Below are 17,037 nucleotides of genomic sequence, written 5' to 3' on the forward strand. Positions count from 1 at the left end.
CATGCTCCCATCAGGAACGCGGAGGTCCGATCCGCGACGAAATGTTTATGTTGTGACTCCCCGTGCGTCAGGAGGTAGAATCAGCTTTCATGACAGCCTTGAGCGGCAAGACGATCTTCCTGACCGGAGGGGCCGGGTTCATCGGGGCCGAACTGGCCGGCCGTCTGCTCGACCATAACCGCCTCATCGTCTACGACACGCTCGGACGCAACTCAATCCGGACCAAAACCTTTTTCCCCCATGCGAATCTGAAACTCATCGAGGGTACCGTCCTGGATGCCGCCTCTCTGCACCGTAGCATGGAGGGAGCCGATATTGTCGTTCACCTCGCGGCCGTCGCCGGCATCGACACAGTCCTCAAGAGCCCCACGCAGACCATGCGCGTCAACCTCCTGGGGACGTCCTTCGTTTTGGATGCGGCCCGCGAACTCGGCGTGCGCGATCGCGTGGTGATCTTCTCCACCAGCGAAGTGTTCGGTACCTACGCTTACCGCGTAAGCGAGTCCGATACCACCACTTCGGGCGCGGTCGGCGAAGCGCGATGGATCTACGCGGTGAGCAAGCTGGCCGGGGAACACATGGCCTTTGCCGCATTCAAAGAATTCGCTCTTCCCGTCGTCATCGTGCGTCCCTTCAACGTCTACGGTCCCGGCCAAATCGGCGAAGGCGCCGTCCACGTCTTCGTAAAACGCGCCATCGCGGGCGAGGACCTTGAAATCCACGGGGACGGCGACCAGATCCGATCCTGGGTCTACATCGACGACATGGTGGACGCGCTTCTTCTGCTCTTGCAGCACCCCTCGGCCGTGGGAGAATCTTTCAACATCGGCAATCCGAGGGGAACGGTGACGATCAATACGCTCGCGGAGATGGTCGTATCGCTGGCGGAATCCCGCTCACGGATCGTCCACGCGCCCCGCCGCCATGCGGACGTCGAACTCCGGATCCCCAGCATCGAGAAGGCCAGGCAGATGCTCGGCTTCCAGCCGAAAGTCGACTTGAAGGACGGCCTGTTGAAAACCATCCGATGGTATCGCGAACAGCGGGATGGAAATTGAACGAATGCAGGCCGCCATCCGCCGGCTCCAGCTCGATCTCTCCGGGCTGACCGTGCTCACCGAAGCCGCCTCCGGCCCGTACCGGCCTACACCCGTTCTCGCCGCCCTGGCCGGCGCCCGGAAGACCTACGCCGTCACCCGCGATTCAGGATTTGGCAAGGGCACAGAAATCGTCGAGTCCACTTTGGCTCTGGCGCGCGCCTGCTCCGTGGCCGGCGCCGTCGAGTTCCTCTTCGGCGACCTCGAAGCCGGCCTGCGCGAGGCCGACATCGTGACCAACCTTGGGTTCGTCCGTCCCATCGACCGCGCGATGGTCGCCCGAATGAAACCGACCGGCGTCGTCCCCTACATGGCCGAAGCCTGGGAATTCCGTCCAGGCGACGTCGATCTCGATGCGTGCCGGGAGCGCGGAATTCCCGTGATGGGGACAAACGAGAGCCATCCGGGGGTCAATACCCTGCGGGCCTGCGGTCCACTCTGCGAATCCATGATGACTCGGGCCGGTGTCGCCGCCAAAGATGCCCGCGTGGTCGTCATCAGCAACGATCCCTTCGGCCCCGTTCTCGTCGATCATCTCACCTCCGCCGGCTCGATCGTCACCCTCCTCCCCCGCCCCTCCCCACACGCGATTCAGAAGGCCGACGCCCTCGTCATGGCCTGCTATCGCTCCGACCGCTTCATCCTGGGATCGCGCGGCGACATGACACCGGAGCAACTGAAATCCCTCGCTCCGGCGATCCGCGTAATCCAATTCACCGGCGGGGCGGACGCCGAGGCCCTGAACCGCATGGACATCGCGTGCTTTCCCCCCGAGCAGGTGCCATTCCGAAGGATGGGCCGGACGCTGGCCGAGCTCGATCCCGGATTGGTCATCGACCTCCATGCCGCGGGGCTCAAGGTGGGGGAAGCCATGGCCCAGGCACGACGCCTGGGATTGTCCGGTCAGGATTTCGTACGTTACGTGACCGAGCATTCCCCCGCGCAACCCATGGACGGAGGCACGCCTTGAGCGCCGTGATGGAACGTCCCCGGATCATGGCTGAGGAAGCCGGGCCGGGGACCGAGGCCGAATGGGACCGGCTCATCGACGAATGCGCCAACGGCGTTCTCTACCAGAAGTCGGCCTTCCTCGCGCACTACGCCCACAAGGCCGAGAGGGTGGTGCGCCTGCTTTTCAGGAGTGGCGGGCGCTCCTTGGGATTGCTGGCCGGGGGAATCGTCCCATCCGCCGGGCGCCGCGAACTGGCTGCGCCGTTCTCGGCCTCCTTCGGCGGCATCAGCCACACACCCGGACTCAGTCTAGGCGAGGCCGTCGCCTTGGTGGATGAACTGATCCGAGCCGCCGGCCGATATGGCGTTCAGTCCATCCGGCTGGCGCAGCCGCCGTCGATCTATTCCACTGAGACCGACGACCGGCTGGACTTCGCCCTCCTGCACGCGGGATTCACGCCGGCAACGGCCGATCTTACCCTCTACCTCTCGGGCGGCAATCGCACCACGCGGTCCTCCGTCGTCCGAAATGTGAAGCGGGCTGAAAACAACGGCCTTGAGTTCCGTGAAACGGACGACGCCGCCGCCGTGTGGGACTTGCTTCACCGATGGAAAGAATCCCGGAAACTTCCCTTGAGCGTGTCACGGGGCGACCTCGCCGCTCTGAAGGCTGCGTTCCCCGATCACATTCGTGCCTTTCTCACCCTTTCCGGAAACCGGCCCATCGGGGCCATGGTGCTCTACCAACTGAACCGCAGAACGGCGCTGGCCTTCGCGTGGGACGAGGACGAGGACTACCGGTCATCAAGACCGAACGATTTCATGCTCACGCGAGTGATCAATGTCGCTCTCACCGGGGGAACGGCCTGTCTCGACCTCGGCACGGTGACCCTCCAGGGAGAACCCGTCTGGGGCGTCACTCGATTCAAAGAAAACTTTGGCCCGCGCGGCGCGCTCCGCAAGACCTACGTGCTGGTCCTTCCCAAGGCATGAAGACCTTCCTCGGTATCAACATGTCGGGGCGCGATTCATCCGCCGCCCTCGTTTCAGAAGGCAAGGTCCATTTCGCCGTGAGGGAGGAACGCCTGAACCGTGAGAAGAAGACGCGGAAGTTTCCCCTCCTGGCCATCCGCGAGTGCCTTCGCGCCGGCGGCATCGGCTTGGCCGATGTCGACCGCGTCGCCGTTTCGTGGAATCCCGCCATCAACCTCGAGCGGTTCAACAGCGCGCAATCCGGGACCGCACGATACAAGCCGGAGCACCTTTATGCCGTCCCCAACCACCTCTTTACATTCCTCGATCCCGACGAAGGACTTCGCACCGACGAGATCTTCCACTTCGCGAGCGGGAGGCAGCTTGCCGTTCAGTATGTGAACCACCACCTCGCCCATGCCGCCGACGTCTTCCTCCTTTCTCCCTATGATGAGTCGGCCATCCTCATCATGGATGCCTACGGGGAAAAGCATTCGGTCACCTTTGCCCTCGGGCGCGGTTCGAGCTTCCAGGTGCTCCAGACGGTGCTCTTTCCGCACAGCCTGGGTTCGTTCTACGGCGCCATGACCCAGTATCTAGGCTTCACGCCGGATTTGGACGAATGGAAGGTCATGGGCGCCGGCGCCTACGGCGACCCGCAACGATTCATCGAGTTCTTCCGGGGGCTCTTCCGCCGCCTGGATAACGGCGCCTTCGAATTGGATCTTTCCTACTTCGATTTTCCCCTCTTCACGCGGCCGACGCTGTACTCGGACAAACTCGTGGCCGCCCTCGGCGCGGTACGACATCGCGAGCATGACCTCGAACAACGACACTTCGACGTCGCCGCGGCCGTGCAGCAGGTCACCGAAGAAATCGCCTTCCACATGCTTGCCCACCTGCATCGGCTGACCGGCCTGAAGGCCGTATGCATCAGCGGGGGGGTGGCGATGAACTGCCTGCTCAACGGGAAGGTCACCTCGCGGACGCCATTCGAAAAGGTGTGGATCGGCTCCTCTCCGGACGACGGCGGCACAAGCGTCGGTGCGGCTCTCTACAGCGCTTCCCTCTCTTCGACATTCCCAAGGCATCCGGCCGAACACAACTATTGGGGCACCGAATACGACGCCTCGGAAATCCGCTCGGAACTGGCGAAATACGGCCTCCGGTATTCCGAAGTGAAAGACCCCCATCTTGAGGCCGCCCGGCGTGTGGCGCGTGGAGAGATTGTGGCCTGGTTTCAAGGCCGGATGGAGTTTGGGGAGAGAGCCCTGGGCAATCGCAGCATTCTTGCGGACCCTCGCGACCCCGCCATGAAAGACAAGATCAACCGGGCGATCAAGTATCGCGAAGCCTTCCGTCCTTTTGCCCCTTCCGTTCCGGAGGAGCAAGCCCATGAATTCTTCGAGCACGCCGACTACGTTCCTTTCATGGAGAAGGCTCTCGTCGTGCGGCCGTCCAAGCGCTCCGTCCTGCCGGCCGTCACCCATCAGGATGGAACAGCACGACTCCAAACCGTGCGGAAATCCGCGAATCCCTCGTTCTGGAGCCTGATCGACGCGTTCGGTAAGATGACCGGCGTACCTGTCCTCCTGAATACCAGCTTCAATCTTCAAGGCGAACCCATCGTCGGTACGCCGAAAGACGCCATCCGGACCTTCTATTCGTCCGGCCTGGACGCGCTGTTCCTGGGCAACACCCTCCTCGTGAAGTCATAGGATACCACGCGCATCCATTGAATCGATCCGCCTCTTCAGAAAGCCAGCGAGACATCTACGACTCACGCAATCTCGCCACGCCTCGGGGCGCGTGGGAAGAAATATTCGCCTGCCAACTGATCTATCGACGAGACCTCCTTCTCGAAACACTGAAAACTCTGAGCATTACTCCTCCCTCCGGGGAGTCCGTCTGGGTATACGTGGGCGGCGGTGAAGGAACTCAATGCATGGTCCTGAGCGCCATCGGGGGCACACACCTCAGCCTGGACATCTCGCCCACCCAGCTCCTGCTGGGCCGCTGGCTCATGACCCGTGTAGCCGATCGCTACATCCCCGGCCTGCGCTCCGATCGGGTGTTTTTCGCGTGCGCGGACGCCCTCAAGCCGCTCCCCGTCCACCGTCTCCAGGCGGATGTTGCCTACGGTCTGGGCGTGATGAATCACCTTCCCCCCCAGGCTTGGGCCGATCACCTGCGCGAGTTGAGGGGAATCCTGAAGCCCGGCGGTACGATCTTTCACGTCCTTCCCAATCTCGACTGCGAAGTCTATTCCCGGCCGATTTTCACGCGCCAGTTTGCCGACTCGGGCAGCATGCAGTATTGGACGCAATTCGTGAGCGAAGACAACGCGGTGGCCGCCTTTCGGGAGGCCGGACTTTCCGACATCAGAACCGCGAAGCTTTGGAGATACGATCACGATGCCGGTTTGCGATACCTGCGAATCCCGGAAGTCGTCTGCCGGCGCATCGTTCAACGATTCGGATCCAGGATCTCCTTTCGAATCGTCCCCGCCCTCCAGCGATGGGCCAGACGGAGCGCCGAGGCAGGCCGCTGGACAGGGAGGCCGTGGACTCTGCGGCAGCCTCGTCATCTTGCCGTCGCGGGAACATGCCGATGAAGGGCCGCCCTCCGCTGCACACCCCTCCGAGCGACAAGCCGGACGACCCGCCATCCGTGGATCGCCAGGGGGGCAATCTGATCGCTGAATCGGCGATCTATGCGGTCGGTATCGTCTTGTCCAGAGGTCTTGGCCTTCTCCTCACACCCATACTCACGCGAGCCCTTCCTGCGGATGAGTTCGGCAGGATGGATTTGTACCAGATCGGGGCGATTCTGGTTTCGCTCGCTTTGTCGCTCCAAATGGAATCCGCGCTGTTGCGGTACTACACCTCACGCGATGTCGATGCGCGGGTCCTCTTCTCGACCGCCGTGCTCCTCCAGCTTGGTTTCGGAATTGGGCTCACCGTCATGGTGGTGTGTTCGAATGCGTGGATAGGACGCCTCTACCCTCCCGTCCTCACTCCGCCGAACCTGCTGGCCGCCGCCGTTTCCGTGCCGGCCGGAACGCTCTACACGTTGGGCCTCACCCTGGTTCGAGCGCGGCGCGAGCCGCTACCCGCCTCGCTGATCATCGGACTGAACACGGGTCTCAACGTGGCCGGCGTCGTCGGGTTCGTGCTCTACCTGCGCCTCGGCATCACGGGGGTGTTTCTCGCGAAGATCGCCGCGGACGCGATCTCCTTCCTTGTCATTTGGCGCCGCCATCGCGACCATTTTCTTCCCGTGGTCTCGACCGCCCTCTGTGGGCGGTTGATACGATTCGGCCTGCCCCTTGTGCCCGACGGCTTTCTGACCCTTCTCAAGCTCCATGCAAGCAAAGTCTTCCTGGCCACCCTCGTCTCGATGGAAGACGTCGGGCTCCTTGCCGTCGCGGGAAGGATCGCCACCGCCGTCCAGATCGCCGTTCTGGCCTTCCGTCAGGCCTGGCTTCCCTACGCCCTCTCCATAGCAGAACGGCCGGGCGCGGCCGAGCGGTACTCCGTCGCGGCCTCCCTCTACCTTCGCCTCTCCTTCGCCCTCGTACTGTTGCTTGCCCTCCTGGCACCTGAACTCATACGCGTGCTTGCCGGGGGGAAGTACGCCGCGGCGGTTTCCCTCGTGGCTCCTTTGGGCGCCGCCGCCGCCATCGGGGGTTTGCCCTATCTGTACAACATCGGCCTCCTTCTCGCCGAGAAAACCATCTACTATACCTACTCCGCCGTATGGTCGGCCGTCACCGTCATTCTCGCCGCATGGTTCCTTATCTCCCGGTGGGGACTCCCGGGTGCACCGGTGGCCAACATTCTTGGAAGTCTGAGCCTCACCCTGGCCGTGCTCCACTACGCCCAACGCGTGCATCCCCTACCCTATGGGATGAAGTCGCTGATCGGGTTTATGATAGGCGTATGCGGTATCGCGGCTCTGGGCATGTCCGGTGTGGCTGCTTCCCTACCCCTTGGAATTCGGATTCCGGCGGCGGTGGCGACTATCGTGTACTCGGCAGGGTTGGCCATCACAGCCTACAAAGGAACTAAGTCGTCATGAAAATCCTGCTCCTGATTCCGCCGTCTTACATCCGACCCGATCTGGGGACACCCGTCTGGGCAACGCGTGAGTACAAAGACGGCTTCTTCAACGAGCCCCACAATCCCTACCTGGCCGCCAGCATCCTCGGCGTCCTTCGCGCCCATCTTCCGGAAGCCGAACTTCACGTATTGGACGCCCAACTCGACAATCTGGACTTTGAAACCGTACGGTCCCGAATCATGGCTCTCACGCCCGATCTCATCCTCACGCTTCTCAATTTCGCCTGCCTCGATCAGGACAGACGGTACACCGACCTCCCTTTTACCACCCTCGCCATCAACCAAGCCTATCTCGATCATGCGGAGGCGGTGGAGCTCTACGATCTGCGCGCGTCCTGCTACACGAAGACGGAAATCGAATACACCGTGCTGGAAGCGGCGAGGGAACTCGCCTCCACGGGACGCATCGATCGAACCGCCGGGCTGCTCATCAGGCAGACCGACGGCGCCGGAGCCACACTGCGGGACACCGGAGATCGGCCCCTCAAGGACTTATCCGAATTTCCCTTCCCGGCGTTTGATCTGCTCCCAACCCAGCGCTACATGCAACGGCAATTCGACTACGAGGGCACGCGCTACGTCTTCCTCTACACCACTCGCGGATGCCCCTTCGGTTGCACCTTCTGCCAGGCCGGAACCAAAGCCTACCGAACCGTCCGGAAGAAGACGCCCGAGCAGGTCCTGGCCGAAATCGAGTATTTCCTCAAGCTGGGCCTCGATCATTTCTACTTCTACGATGACGAGTTCGCCATCGACATGAACCGCGCGAAAGAGATCTGCCGCCTCATCCTGAGCCGGGAGCTTAACATTCGTTTTGCATGCTACAACACCACGAACCTGGTGGATGAAGAACTCGTTCAACTCCTATCCCAGGCCGGCTGCCGCCTCATCCGATACGGATTGGAAACGGGCGACATGGACATCCAGCAGGCCATGAAAACCTACGTCAACGAGGAGGAACTTGTCCGTGCATTCGACCTGACCCATCGGTACGGTCTTTTCGTGGACGCTTTCGTCATGGTCGGGCTGCCTGGAGAAACCCCACACTCCCTCAAGAAAACCCTCTCCCTGCTCAAGCGTGTACGGCCGGATCGGATCACCACGTCCATCCTGCTCCCCAAGCCATACAGCGTCATGTATCGCGAACTGAAACATTCGGGCAGGCTCCTGGAACCCTACTGGCACCGTCATCTCTTTTCCGAAGGATTGACCTATGTCCATGACAGCTATCGGTCTCGCCTTGAACTGAGGAGGGCGGAGAAATGGATTCGGACGCAATACTCCCGCTTTGCCGCGTGGGATGACCTCGTCAGGAACCGCACCGGAAAAAACCTGTATACGCGCCTCGTCCGGTACGCCGGAACATTCCCGCCGGCGAGGGCGGCGATCGACCAAATCAAGGATTACCCCGCTCTGGTCCGCCCCCTGAAGCTGTTCTATCAGCCGACCAGCAAGTTTGAGGTCTGATCATGCGTCTCCTCACGCTCATTCCGCCGCAGCCGCGCTCGCTGCCGGCCTCCTGGTTCCTGCGAGAAGAGAGGCACGCGGCCAAGGACAACACACCCATGCCCCCCTACATGGCGCCCTCGATCCTCGGCATGGTCCGCAGCCGCTTTCCAGAGATCGAACTCCCCGTCATGGACTGCATGGTGGGCGACCCTGCGCCGGGCGAGATCCGACAACAAGTCCATGCTCTCAAGCCCGACCTCGTCCTCGCCATCCTCGCCGCGAATCACCTCTCCGAAGCCGAAGAAAGGCAATGCGCGGAGCTTCCATACCCCACCATCACGATCGTCACTCCGGCCGGCGCGGATCCCCGCGAGTATGTCCCGCTGTACGGCCTGAACTCCCGCTACTTTGTCCACACGGACGAGGTGGAAACGGCGGTCGCCGAGGGGCTCCGCGAATGGCTCCAGTCCGGCGATATTCGCCGGACGCCCGGGTTCGTCGTCCGTGAGAACGGCGGACTCCACTTCACCGGCCCCATGCCGCACACAGACATGAGCGCCTACCCCCTCCCGGCGTTCGATCTCTTTCCGCAGGAGCGATACCGCGCCCTCCAGGATCAAGTCACCTTCCATCGTCCGCAGTACGCCGCCAGTGCCCTGATCAACACCATGAAGGGCTGCCCTTTCACGTGCGCTTTTTGCGTCGTCGGGGCGCCGGAAAGCAAGCCACGCGTGAAAAACGCCGATCAGATCGTCGGCGAAATCCGTGTTCTTCACGACCGGTTCGGCTGGAGGCGTTTTGTGTTCATGGACTCCGAGTTTGCCGCGAAAACGCGCGTGGCGAAGGACGTCTGTCGCGGGATCATCGCCTCCGACCTGCGCGTATCGTTCGACATCAAGAACCGCATCGAAATGTGGGACGACGAATACCTGGCCCTTCTGAAGCAGGCCGGCTGCGAGGCCATCCACTACGGGATCGAGACGGCTGATCCAAAACTTCAGAAGGTCATCACCAAGCACCTGGATCTGGATCGCGCGCGCAAGGCCATCGCCGCCACGAAGGCCCACGGGATTAAAGTCCACCTCTACATGATGATGGGGATACCCGGTGAAGACCGTGAGTCACTGGCGCTAAACGCCCAGTTCGTTGCGGACACAAAGCCGGACGGCATCGCCTGGGGTTTCCTGTTTCCGGAAGTCGGAAGCCCTCTCCATGCGCGGCTCCGGGACGAGAAGAAACTGACCGTGGCCGATTGGGCGGAGTACCGCCGATTCGACCGACTGACCTTCAAGCACGACACCTACCGCAACATCGACGATCTCCGAAAGGCAGAGCTGTGGATGATGTGCCGGTACCGGAAGGCCCTTTCGTATGATCCGGCACTCCCTGCTCGATCGCGCCTGGCCTATTTTCTCTACTCCCTTCTGGGCAGCATGTACTACGTTTGTTGGGACACCATCAACAGATATCCATCGCTCGCCGGATTCAAGGACCGACTCAAACACCGGTTTCTCAGGGGAGTCCGCAGAGCCCTGCCGGGACATGCCGAGCCGCTGTGAATTTGGCCGTCGCCCTGGTCATTCTTGCGGCGTTCGTTCTCCGAATCGTTCCGAGGATGGTCCGCCCCTACGCCGTACCATCGGACACGTACTACCATCTGTCCGCTGCGGAGGGGATCCGCCGGAATCGCTTCAGAATTCCGCGGTTCCTGCCCGGATACGGACTGCGCACGCCCTTCGACTATCCCCCGCTTTTCCACTATCTCCTGGCCTGCCTGCCCAAATCGCTCCGGGAAAAAAGCGAACGGTACTGGGGTCCGTGCATCGACACCTTTCGCATACCGCTCCTCTATTTCGGAACGGAATGGGCAGCGCCCGGCTGGCTTTCTCCGCGTGATCGCTTCTGGCTGGCCATTCTCATCGCGACGAGCCCCGCCCTCCTTCAAGTAGGGACCGGACCCCGCGCCTACCAAGCCACGCCGCGCACGCTCGCCGAATTGCTGTTCGACGCCACACTCCTGACCGCACTGTGGTCGCTGCACCAGACCTCACCCTTCGCCGCGATCCTCCCCGCGATCTCGGGTGGCCTTCTTCTCCTCACCTCGAAGTTTTCCCTCCAGATTCTTCTCCCGGTATCCGTGGCCGCAGGCCTGGCAGGTCATTCGCCCGGACTGGCGGCGCTCCCTCTCACGGCGGCGATGGCCGCCACATTACTCTCACGAGGCTACTACCTCAGAGTCCTCCGGGGTCAGGTGGGACACCTCTATTTCTTCAAGACGGTCACCTCCAGAAAGTATCCGGGTGTCTTCGAAAAGAATCGTCTACAGGACCTGCTGCATCTCCCGACTCTTTTCAGAAACAGCCCCGGTAAGGCCGCCCGGGTGGTTTTTCAAACCAATTCCTACTTGATCGCAGCAATCCGGCACCCCGCCCTCTGGATGCTCCCGATCCTTCTCCTCGGGGGAACATCCCTCCAATCGGCCCCTTCCGCCCAACTGTTCGTCGCCGTCACCCTCGGCGCTCTGGCGGCTTTTCTCCTGACGTCGCTCCGTCCGTTCCTATTCCTCGGCGAGCCGGAACGGTATCTCGATCACGCGGCGCTGGGGCCGCTGGCCCTGGTTGTCTCTCTAACCCCTTCAACCCGCATCGTAGGTCTCATCCTGGGGTACCAGCTCCTAATCTACGCGGCCTACTTCTTCCTCTTCTTGAAGTTGTTTCCCGACCAGCCCGAACAGCGTCAGGCCAGAGCGGAAGCGGCCGCCTTTCTCCGAAACCACCGGGAGCCCCTTCGAATCCTTTCCATCGGACCCACCTACGAACTCGCCTATACATGCGGTCATGAGATCCTTTTCCCAAGCGGCAACTACTCCGCCGCCTATATGACGAAAACGGAATTCGACTCTCTCTACGTTCTCTACGGTTACCCCCCGCAGGACTGGCGGTCACTCATGAGACGGTACAAGCTGAATGCCGTCTATGCCTCCAAGTCCACCCTGCAACATGCCGGGAGCATCGGTATCCGGTACGATTTTGTCGGCGTTCGACCCGCGTATGAGAACGACCAGGCGCTCATCTTTCTGAATCCCGGGAACGGCGCCTGATGAACCGCAATTCACTGGCCGCCCTCGGCACGGCTTTCCTGTTTTTGCTCCCCCGGTGGTTGGGTCTGGGCCAATCCTACTACCAGGACGACGCAAAGATCCCCTTGATTGTTGATCCCGCCTTCGGGCGACAGGGGGCGAATCCCCATCCGCCGCTCGGCGAGGCGCTTCAGGCCGGATTCGGAGCCATCGCCGGCTACGATCATCTCCGTTGGCTCCCGTTCCTGTTCAGCGCGGGCAACCTTCTTCTGGTGTACCGACTCGCGCGAACGTGGGCCGGTCCAGCCGCGGCAGGATGGGCGGCGTTTGTTCTCGCGGCGACCTTCTATTCGATCCTCGGGTCCACCATGCTCGACGTGGACGGCGCCATCATGCCGTTTTTCGGCCTTCTTGCCATGCTGTCTTACTCCAAGGGCCGCGATACATCGGCTCGCACACTCTGGCGATCCCAGATTCCCACGGCGCTGGCCTGCGCCGCCGGACTGCTCCTTAAGTTTATCTTTCTCCTCGTTCCCGCGGCCCTGGTCCTTGACGCCTTCTTGAGCCGGCCTAAGCTGAACCGGGATCGGCTCCAATCGTTTCTTCTGCCGGTTGTCGTGGGCACCGTGGCGTTCGGCGCCGGGCTGGCCCTCCTGAGGCTGCTCTATGGAGGCTCGGACGTCACACACGCCATCGAGTTCGCAAGTGGGTTCGAATTCTTCAGGTTCGACCGGATCTCGGTCGCTCACAAGGCCTTCGAGTTCATCAAGTGTCTCCTCTATGCCTCACCTTGGGTTTTGATCTGTCTCCCGGCGCTTCGACCACTCTGGAGAACCGCGCGTCCGGCGTTCCTCTTCATTTTGCTCTACGTCCTGGTCCATGCGGTTGTGCTGAGGCTTGAGGGAAGAGCGATCGATCGATACTTCGGAATGACCGTGCCTTTCGCCGCTGTCCTGACGGGCATCGCCGCATCGAACCTCCTGCCCGCACCGCGTTCATGGACGCGAAAGACGGCCGCCGGGCTCTTAGTCCCCGCGGCACTGGCCATTCTGCCGCTGATCTTCCTGATCCCTGCCGGTCGGATCATCCCACTCTACCCGAAGACCGGATTCGTATCGGCCCTTGCCCGAGGCGACTGGACGACACTGATCCCATTCCGCGGTGGAAACGGCCCCGCGGGATTCTACATTCCGATGGGATTCGCCGTCATTTCCTGGCTCCTGGCGTCACTGTCGCTTGCGGTTTTGGTCCTCAGCCGTGGTAGCCGAATCAGAATCACATGCCTTCTGATCCTCGTTTTCCTCGGGTTCTCATACAATGCCGTATTTGCCGAAGAGTTTGCGCTGGGTCTCCGCTATGGCAATCCTAGCCGGCTCGCGAATCGCGTTCTGGGAGAGGTCACATCGATGCGGAATGTTCCCCGCGTTATCACCTACGATGACATTGGCCTGTACGAACTGTCGGTGTCCCGCCAATATGCCGGGCGCTTCTATGGCGTTCCTGAATACTGGGAATCCAATCGAAAAAAGCTGGCGGCGGCACGGGACGCTCGCATCCTCGTCGTCCACTTTCCCATCCTCGATCCCCATGGCCCATACTGGCGATACTTGTCCGGATGCCTGCGACTTCGAGAATGGCGCCACCGGCGGATGGAAGCGTTTCTCGCCGACTGCTCCGGCGCCGCCCTACCGTAGACCCTCGACCAGCGAAAGAAGACTCCCTGCCACGGCGCGGACATGGTGGGGTCGGGCGGCCGCCCTCGCGAGGCGCGCAAATCTTCGGACCTCATGGTCGTCCGTCAGCAGCCTGACGACCCCATCCGCAAAACGCCCCACGTCACCCGGGGGCACGCAGAACGGAGCCAACGGACCTTCAAACAGATCCCCCGTGCCCCCCGCGCTCGTAGCGACAACGGGCAGGCCCATGGCAAAAGCTTCCAGGACGTTCCGGGGAACCCCCGCCCTGAGCGAGGGGACGACGAGCACATCGGACGCCGCAAACCAATTCTTCATCTCCGAATGCGCAACCCATCCCCGGAAGTCCATGACATTCCTCACGCCCAGCCTCGTCGCCTCAGATTCCACGGGCTTCCGCGCGGGACCATCTCCGGCCACGATCCAGCGGACCCCGGCAACGCGCCGCCCCACCCGCCGAACCAATTCGGGAAGGAGCATGCACCCCCGATCGACAGACAATCGATGAGCAAACAGGACCCATCTCCTCCTCACCGGCAGCCGCAGTTTGCTCTGGAGCTCCGACTTCGGGCCTTTCACGGCACCCCAGGGATCCACCCATGAGGGCAACACGGTCACCCGCTCCTCCTTCAGTCCGAACCGGGCTACGTACTCCCTGCGCAACGTTGCCGTGCCCGTGAGAACCAGGTCCGCGGATCGGAGCGCGCCGCGGAGGATCCACCCGCTCCCCCACGGGTCCTCTCTGGCGTAGAGCCAGGGTTCCCCACAATGCCAATACAGTGCTTTCCCCCCCCAGCGCCGCGTCACCCATCGCGCCGCAAACAGTCCCAAGTAAGAGTAATGCACGAAGAAGGTTTCACAGCCCTCCTTCCGGGCCCGCCGGAGCTGGGCCACCGCGCGCATCCAACCCCCCGGCGCGCTCAAGGTCCTCCCCCATCGGCCGGATGCGGCTTCCGGGGCCGCAGACAGGCTGATCAGAACAGCGCCTCCCCTCTGCCGCCGATTCAATTCGCGCACAAGAGCACCCACGTGATCGAAGTGATCGTGGCCCCGAGGATTCTTGTGAGGCAGCACGAAACATATCCTGGGGAGGTCGGTTTTGGATTTCACGGCCCGGCAGTGCTACAGTGTATCAGAGTGACAGCGGGCCACCAGCTCCATATCCTCAACCCGCGCCAGCGCGAGTTGCTCGAACACTTCCAACCCTACCTGCGGGGTCGTATCCTCGATATCGGTTGTCGTGACTTGAATCTTGCACGACACCTTCCATCCGGCTGCGTCTACGTGGGCATGGATACCGGTTCGGGAGGGACCGTCCGGGCCACGGGGGAAGGCCCTTTCCTTCCCTTCAAGGATCGCGCCGTGGACGTCACACTGGCCATCGCCGTTCTTGAACACGTGGATGACCCCTATCGACTCTTCGGCGAACTCGCTCGCATCACACGGCGCACCATCCTCATCAATCTACCCAATCTCTACGAACTGTCGTATCGTATTCGATACCTCCTCGGACTATCGCCCAACGGCAAATACGGCCTACCACCCGACCCCCCCGCTGACCGCCACAAGTGGTTGCTCAGTCACACCGAGGCCGCTCGGTTTGTGCAGGCCGCCGCCGACCGACACGCCCTGACGATCACCCGGTCGTTCCCCTCGTTCCGCCGATATTTTCGTCTCTTTGAACGCCTCTCCCTCCGGTGGCCGAACGCCACGGTCTGGGAATCCTGGTGGGTTCTGGAGCGGTCCTCAGCCAAGCCTAAACCGATCCCGATCCGCTAGGAGCGTGTTGGGATAGCTCAAATACCCTGAGTCAATCGAAGGGCTCACCACGAACGGTACTTTGAATCGAATCAATATATGCCGCTCGCCCTGAGCGCCGTCGAAGGGTGGAAACGGAACTATCCCAACACACTCCTAGGTGATATCCCGCACATAGCGGGCCACAATCGCCGGGATCCATCCCGATGATCCTCGGCACGACTACCCAACATGTCACCCAAGATTCTCGGTCTCCCGTTGTCAATCGAAGCGCACGGTCTGAGATGGAGTCCTATTGTTATGTCAACATGTTAACGCGCCCGCCTAGCACCATGGCACAGGGTTTGCGCAAAACGCGTCCAGAGGTCAATGCTTCTCTGACTGTATGACGGGAAACACGACTCTGAATTGGAATGGCTCCACGATCCTCATCACAGGAGGGTCCGGATCTCTCGGCAGCTTCCTGGTCGACTATCTGCTCGAGCATCGCCGGCCCAAGCAAATTCGCATTCTCTCCAACGATCCCGCGGAACAGTCGGCCCTCAGACGGAGGCTGGAAGACGATCGAGTGGCCTTCTACATTGCCGACATCCGCGAGCCCGGTTCTTTGGCGGACGCTTTGTCCGGCGTCGATTTACTTGTCCACGCCGCGGCCCTGAAAGACGTATCGGCTTGTGAAGCCAGGCCCTTCGACGCTTCTGAAATCAACATAGCGGGATCCCAAAACGTTGCCCGCGCGTGCATCGAGGCGGACGTGAAGAGCGCCCTCCTGATTTCGACCGACAAGGCGGTCAACCCCACCACCGTCTACGGAGCAACCAAGCTCTGCGCCGAGCGGGTCTTCGTCGCCGCCAATTTCGACCGCGACCACTATCGCGCCACGCACCTTTCCGTCGTCCGTTTCGGGAACCTGGCCGGGACGAAGGGGAGCGCCATCCCCGTCCTCCTCGCCCAGCGGCGAAAAGGCACCCTCCGGCTCACCGATCCGAAAATGACGCGCTTCTGGATCTCTCTTGAACTCGCCTCTGCCTTCATCGTTCAATGTCTTGAATCCATGGAGGGCGGCGAAGTGTTCGTCCCACGCACTCAGAGTGTGCGCCTCACGGATCTGGCGGATACCATCGCTCCGGACGGCGATGTGGCCTGGGTCGGCGCCCGGCCCGGCGAGAAGATTCATGAAGTCCTCCTCGCCGCGCAGGAGAGCACGCACGCGCTGGACCTCGGAAGCTTTTACGTCATTCAGCCGCACAACCCTGCCTGGACGTGCGCGAACTGGAAGAAGGGACGCCCGCTCCCCAGCGGATTTTCATTCCGCTCGGACCTGAATGATCGCTGGGTGGCGGCGGAACAGATTCAGGCGGTGGTCAGCACCGTCCGCTGACGGGGTTCCGAACGATCCGGATGGCCCCGCTCCTCCGAGCGTAGCGCGCACCGCACGCACACGGCTTCCCCGGTGTCATGCGCCGATTGCACCGGCACACGTAGCCCTTCCGGGTCGCTGGATTTCCAGCCACCAGCGCGTACGGCTCCACGTCCCGATGGACCACGGCGCCGGCCGCGACGAACGACCATTCACCGATCTTCACACCGCACACAATCGTGGCGTTGGCGCCGATGGTGGCCCCACGCGAAACGTGAGTCGGCAGAAACTCTTCCCGCGGAGTCTTGAATCCAGGCATGGAGCGGGGTCGTCGATCGTTCGTGAACACGGCAAAAGGCCCAAGGAACGCGCCATCCTCCACGGTCACGCCCTCCCACAGGGCGACGCCGTTCTTGACCGTGACATGATCCCCCACCACCACGCCCGACTCCACATAGCAGTGCTCTCCGATATTGCAGTCTTTCCCGATCCGGGCGCCCTTCATGACGTGGGCGAAGGCCCAGACGCGGCTTCCCGCTCCAATAGAACGGCTCTC

At 61.9% G+C, this 17,037-nt stretch carries 14 protein-coding genes; 12 read left to right on the forward strand and 2 right to left on the reverse strand.

Features of this window, described 5'->3' with window-relative positions; genetic code table 11:
* Positions 1-89 precede the first annotated feature (89 nt).
* The 10 genes from HYT87_04320 to HYT87_04365 are packed head-to-tail and all read left to right on the forward strand — an operon-like array spanning position 90 to position 13,363.
* On the forward strand, positions 90-1,058 hold the full coding sequence (locus HYT87_04320) for an NAD-dependent epimerase/dehydratase family protein (GenBank protein ID MBI2058975.1): 969 nt from the start codon (positions 90-92) through the stop codon (positions 1,056-1,058).
* Entirely contained in the window at positions 1,048-2,067 is a 1,020-nt protein-coding gene (locus HYT87_04325) for a hypothetical protein (GenBank protein MBI2058976.1), read from the forward strand. The genes HYT87_04320 and HYT87_04325 overlap by 11 nt, the downstream gene beginning before the upstream one ends.
* Positions 2,064-3,041: a GNAT family N-acetyltransferase gene (locus HYT87_04330; protein MBI2058977.1), complete on the forward strand. Its 978-nt coding sequence runs from the start codon at positions 2,064-2,066 to the stop codon at positions 3,039-3,041. Before HYT87_04325 ends, HYT87_04330 begins: the two co-directional genes overlap by 4 nt.
* Positions 3,038-4,738, forward strand: coding sequence for a carbamoyltransferase (locus tag HYT87_04335; protein MBI2058978.1), 1,701 nt, complete (start codon positions 3,038-3,040; stop codon positions 4,736-4,738). Before HYT87_04330 ends, HYT87_04335 begins: the two co-directional genes overlap by 4 nt.
* Before the next feature lie 17 nt (positions 4,739-4,755).
* Positions 4,756-5,634: a class I SAM-dependent methyltransferase gene (locus tag HYT87_04340; protein MBI2058979.1), complete on the forward strand. Its 879-nt coding sequence runs from the start codon at positions 4,756-4,758 to the stop codon at positions 5,632-5,634.
* On the forward strand, positions 5,631-7,100 hold the full coding sequence (locus HYT87_04345; protein ID MBI2058980.1) for a lipopolysaccharide biosynthesis protein: 1,470 nt from the start codon (positions 5,631-5,633) through the stop codon (positions 7,098-7,100). The genes HYT87_04340 and HYT87_04345 overlap by 4 nt, the downstream gene beginning before the upstream one ends.
* A complete protein-coding gene (locus HYT87_04350) occupies positions 7,097-8,608 on the forward strand; it encodes a B12-binding domain-containing radical SAM protein (GenBank protein ID MBI2058981.1) in 1,512 nt (503 codons plus the stop codon). Before HYT87_04345 ends, HYT87_04350 begins: the two co-directional genes overlap by 4 nt.
* Positions 8,609-8,610: 2 nt before the next feature.
* Positions 8,611-10,149 (forward strand): radical SAM protein, encoded by a 1,539-nt coding sequence (locus HYT87_04355; GenBank protein MBI2058982.1) that lies wholly within the window; start codon positions 8,611-8,613, stop codon positions 10,147-10,149.
* Positions 10,146-11,690, forward strand: a complete 1,545-nt coding sequence (locus HYT87_04360) for a hypothetical protein (GenBank protein MBI2058983.1) — start codon at positions 10,146-10,148, stop codon at positions 11,688-11,690. Before HYT87_04355 ends, HYT87_04360 begins: the two co-directional genes overlap by 4 nt.
* Positions 11,690-13,363 carry a glycosyltransferase family 39 protein gene (locus HYT87_04365; GenBank protein ID MBI2058984.1) on the forward strand — a complete coding sequence of 558 codons (1,674 nt, stop codon included), beginning with the start codon at positions 11,690-11,692 and terminating at the stop codon, positions 13,361-13,363. Before HYT87_04360 ends, HYT87_04365 begins: the two co-directional genes overlap by 1 nt.
* On the opposite strand, the gene HYT87_04370 is transcribed toward HYT87_04365, so the two are convergent.
* On the reverse strand, positions 13,355-14,473 hold the full coding sequence (locus tag HYT87_04370; protein MBI2058985.1) for a glycosyltransferase family 4 protein: 1,119 nt from the start codon (positions 14,471-14,473) through the stop codon (positions 13,355-13,357). The genes HYT87_04365 and HYT87_04370 overlap by 9 nt on opposite strands.
* A gap of 27 nt (positions 14,474-14,500) precedes the next feature.
* Here HYT87_04370 and HYT87_04375 point away from each other — a divergent pair, with 27 nt between their 5' ends.
* Positions 14,501-15,142 (forward strand): methyltransferase domain-containing protein, encoded by a 642-nt coding sequence (locus HYT87_04375; GenBank protein MBI2058986.1) that lies wholly within the window; start codon positions 14,501-14,503, stop codon positions 15,140-15,142.
* A 364-nt stretch (positions 15,143-15,506) separates the two neighbouring features.
* Complete coding sequence (locus HYT87_04380; protein MBI2058987.1) at positions 15,507-16,502, forward strand: polysaccharide biosynthesis protein; 996 nt, start codon at positions 15,507-15,509, stop codon at positions 16,500-16,502.
* On the opposite strand, the gene HYT87_04385 is transcribed toward HYT87_04380, so the two are convergent.
* Positions 16,486-16,986, reverse strand: coding sequence for an N-acetyltransferase (locus tag HYT87_04385; GenBank protein MBI2058988.1), 501 nt, complete (start codon positions 16,984-16,986; stop codon positions 16,486-16,488). The two genes, HYT87_04380 and HYT87_04385, sit on opposite strands and share 17 nt — an antisense overlap.
* Between the last annotated feature and the right edge of the window lie 51 nt (positions 16,987-17,037).

The organism is Nitrospirota bacterium (assembly GCA_016180645.1).
Classification (GTDB): domain Bacteria; phylum JACPQY01; class JACPQY01; order JACPQY01; family JACPQY01; genus JACPAV01.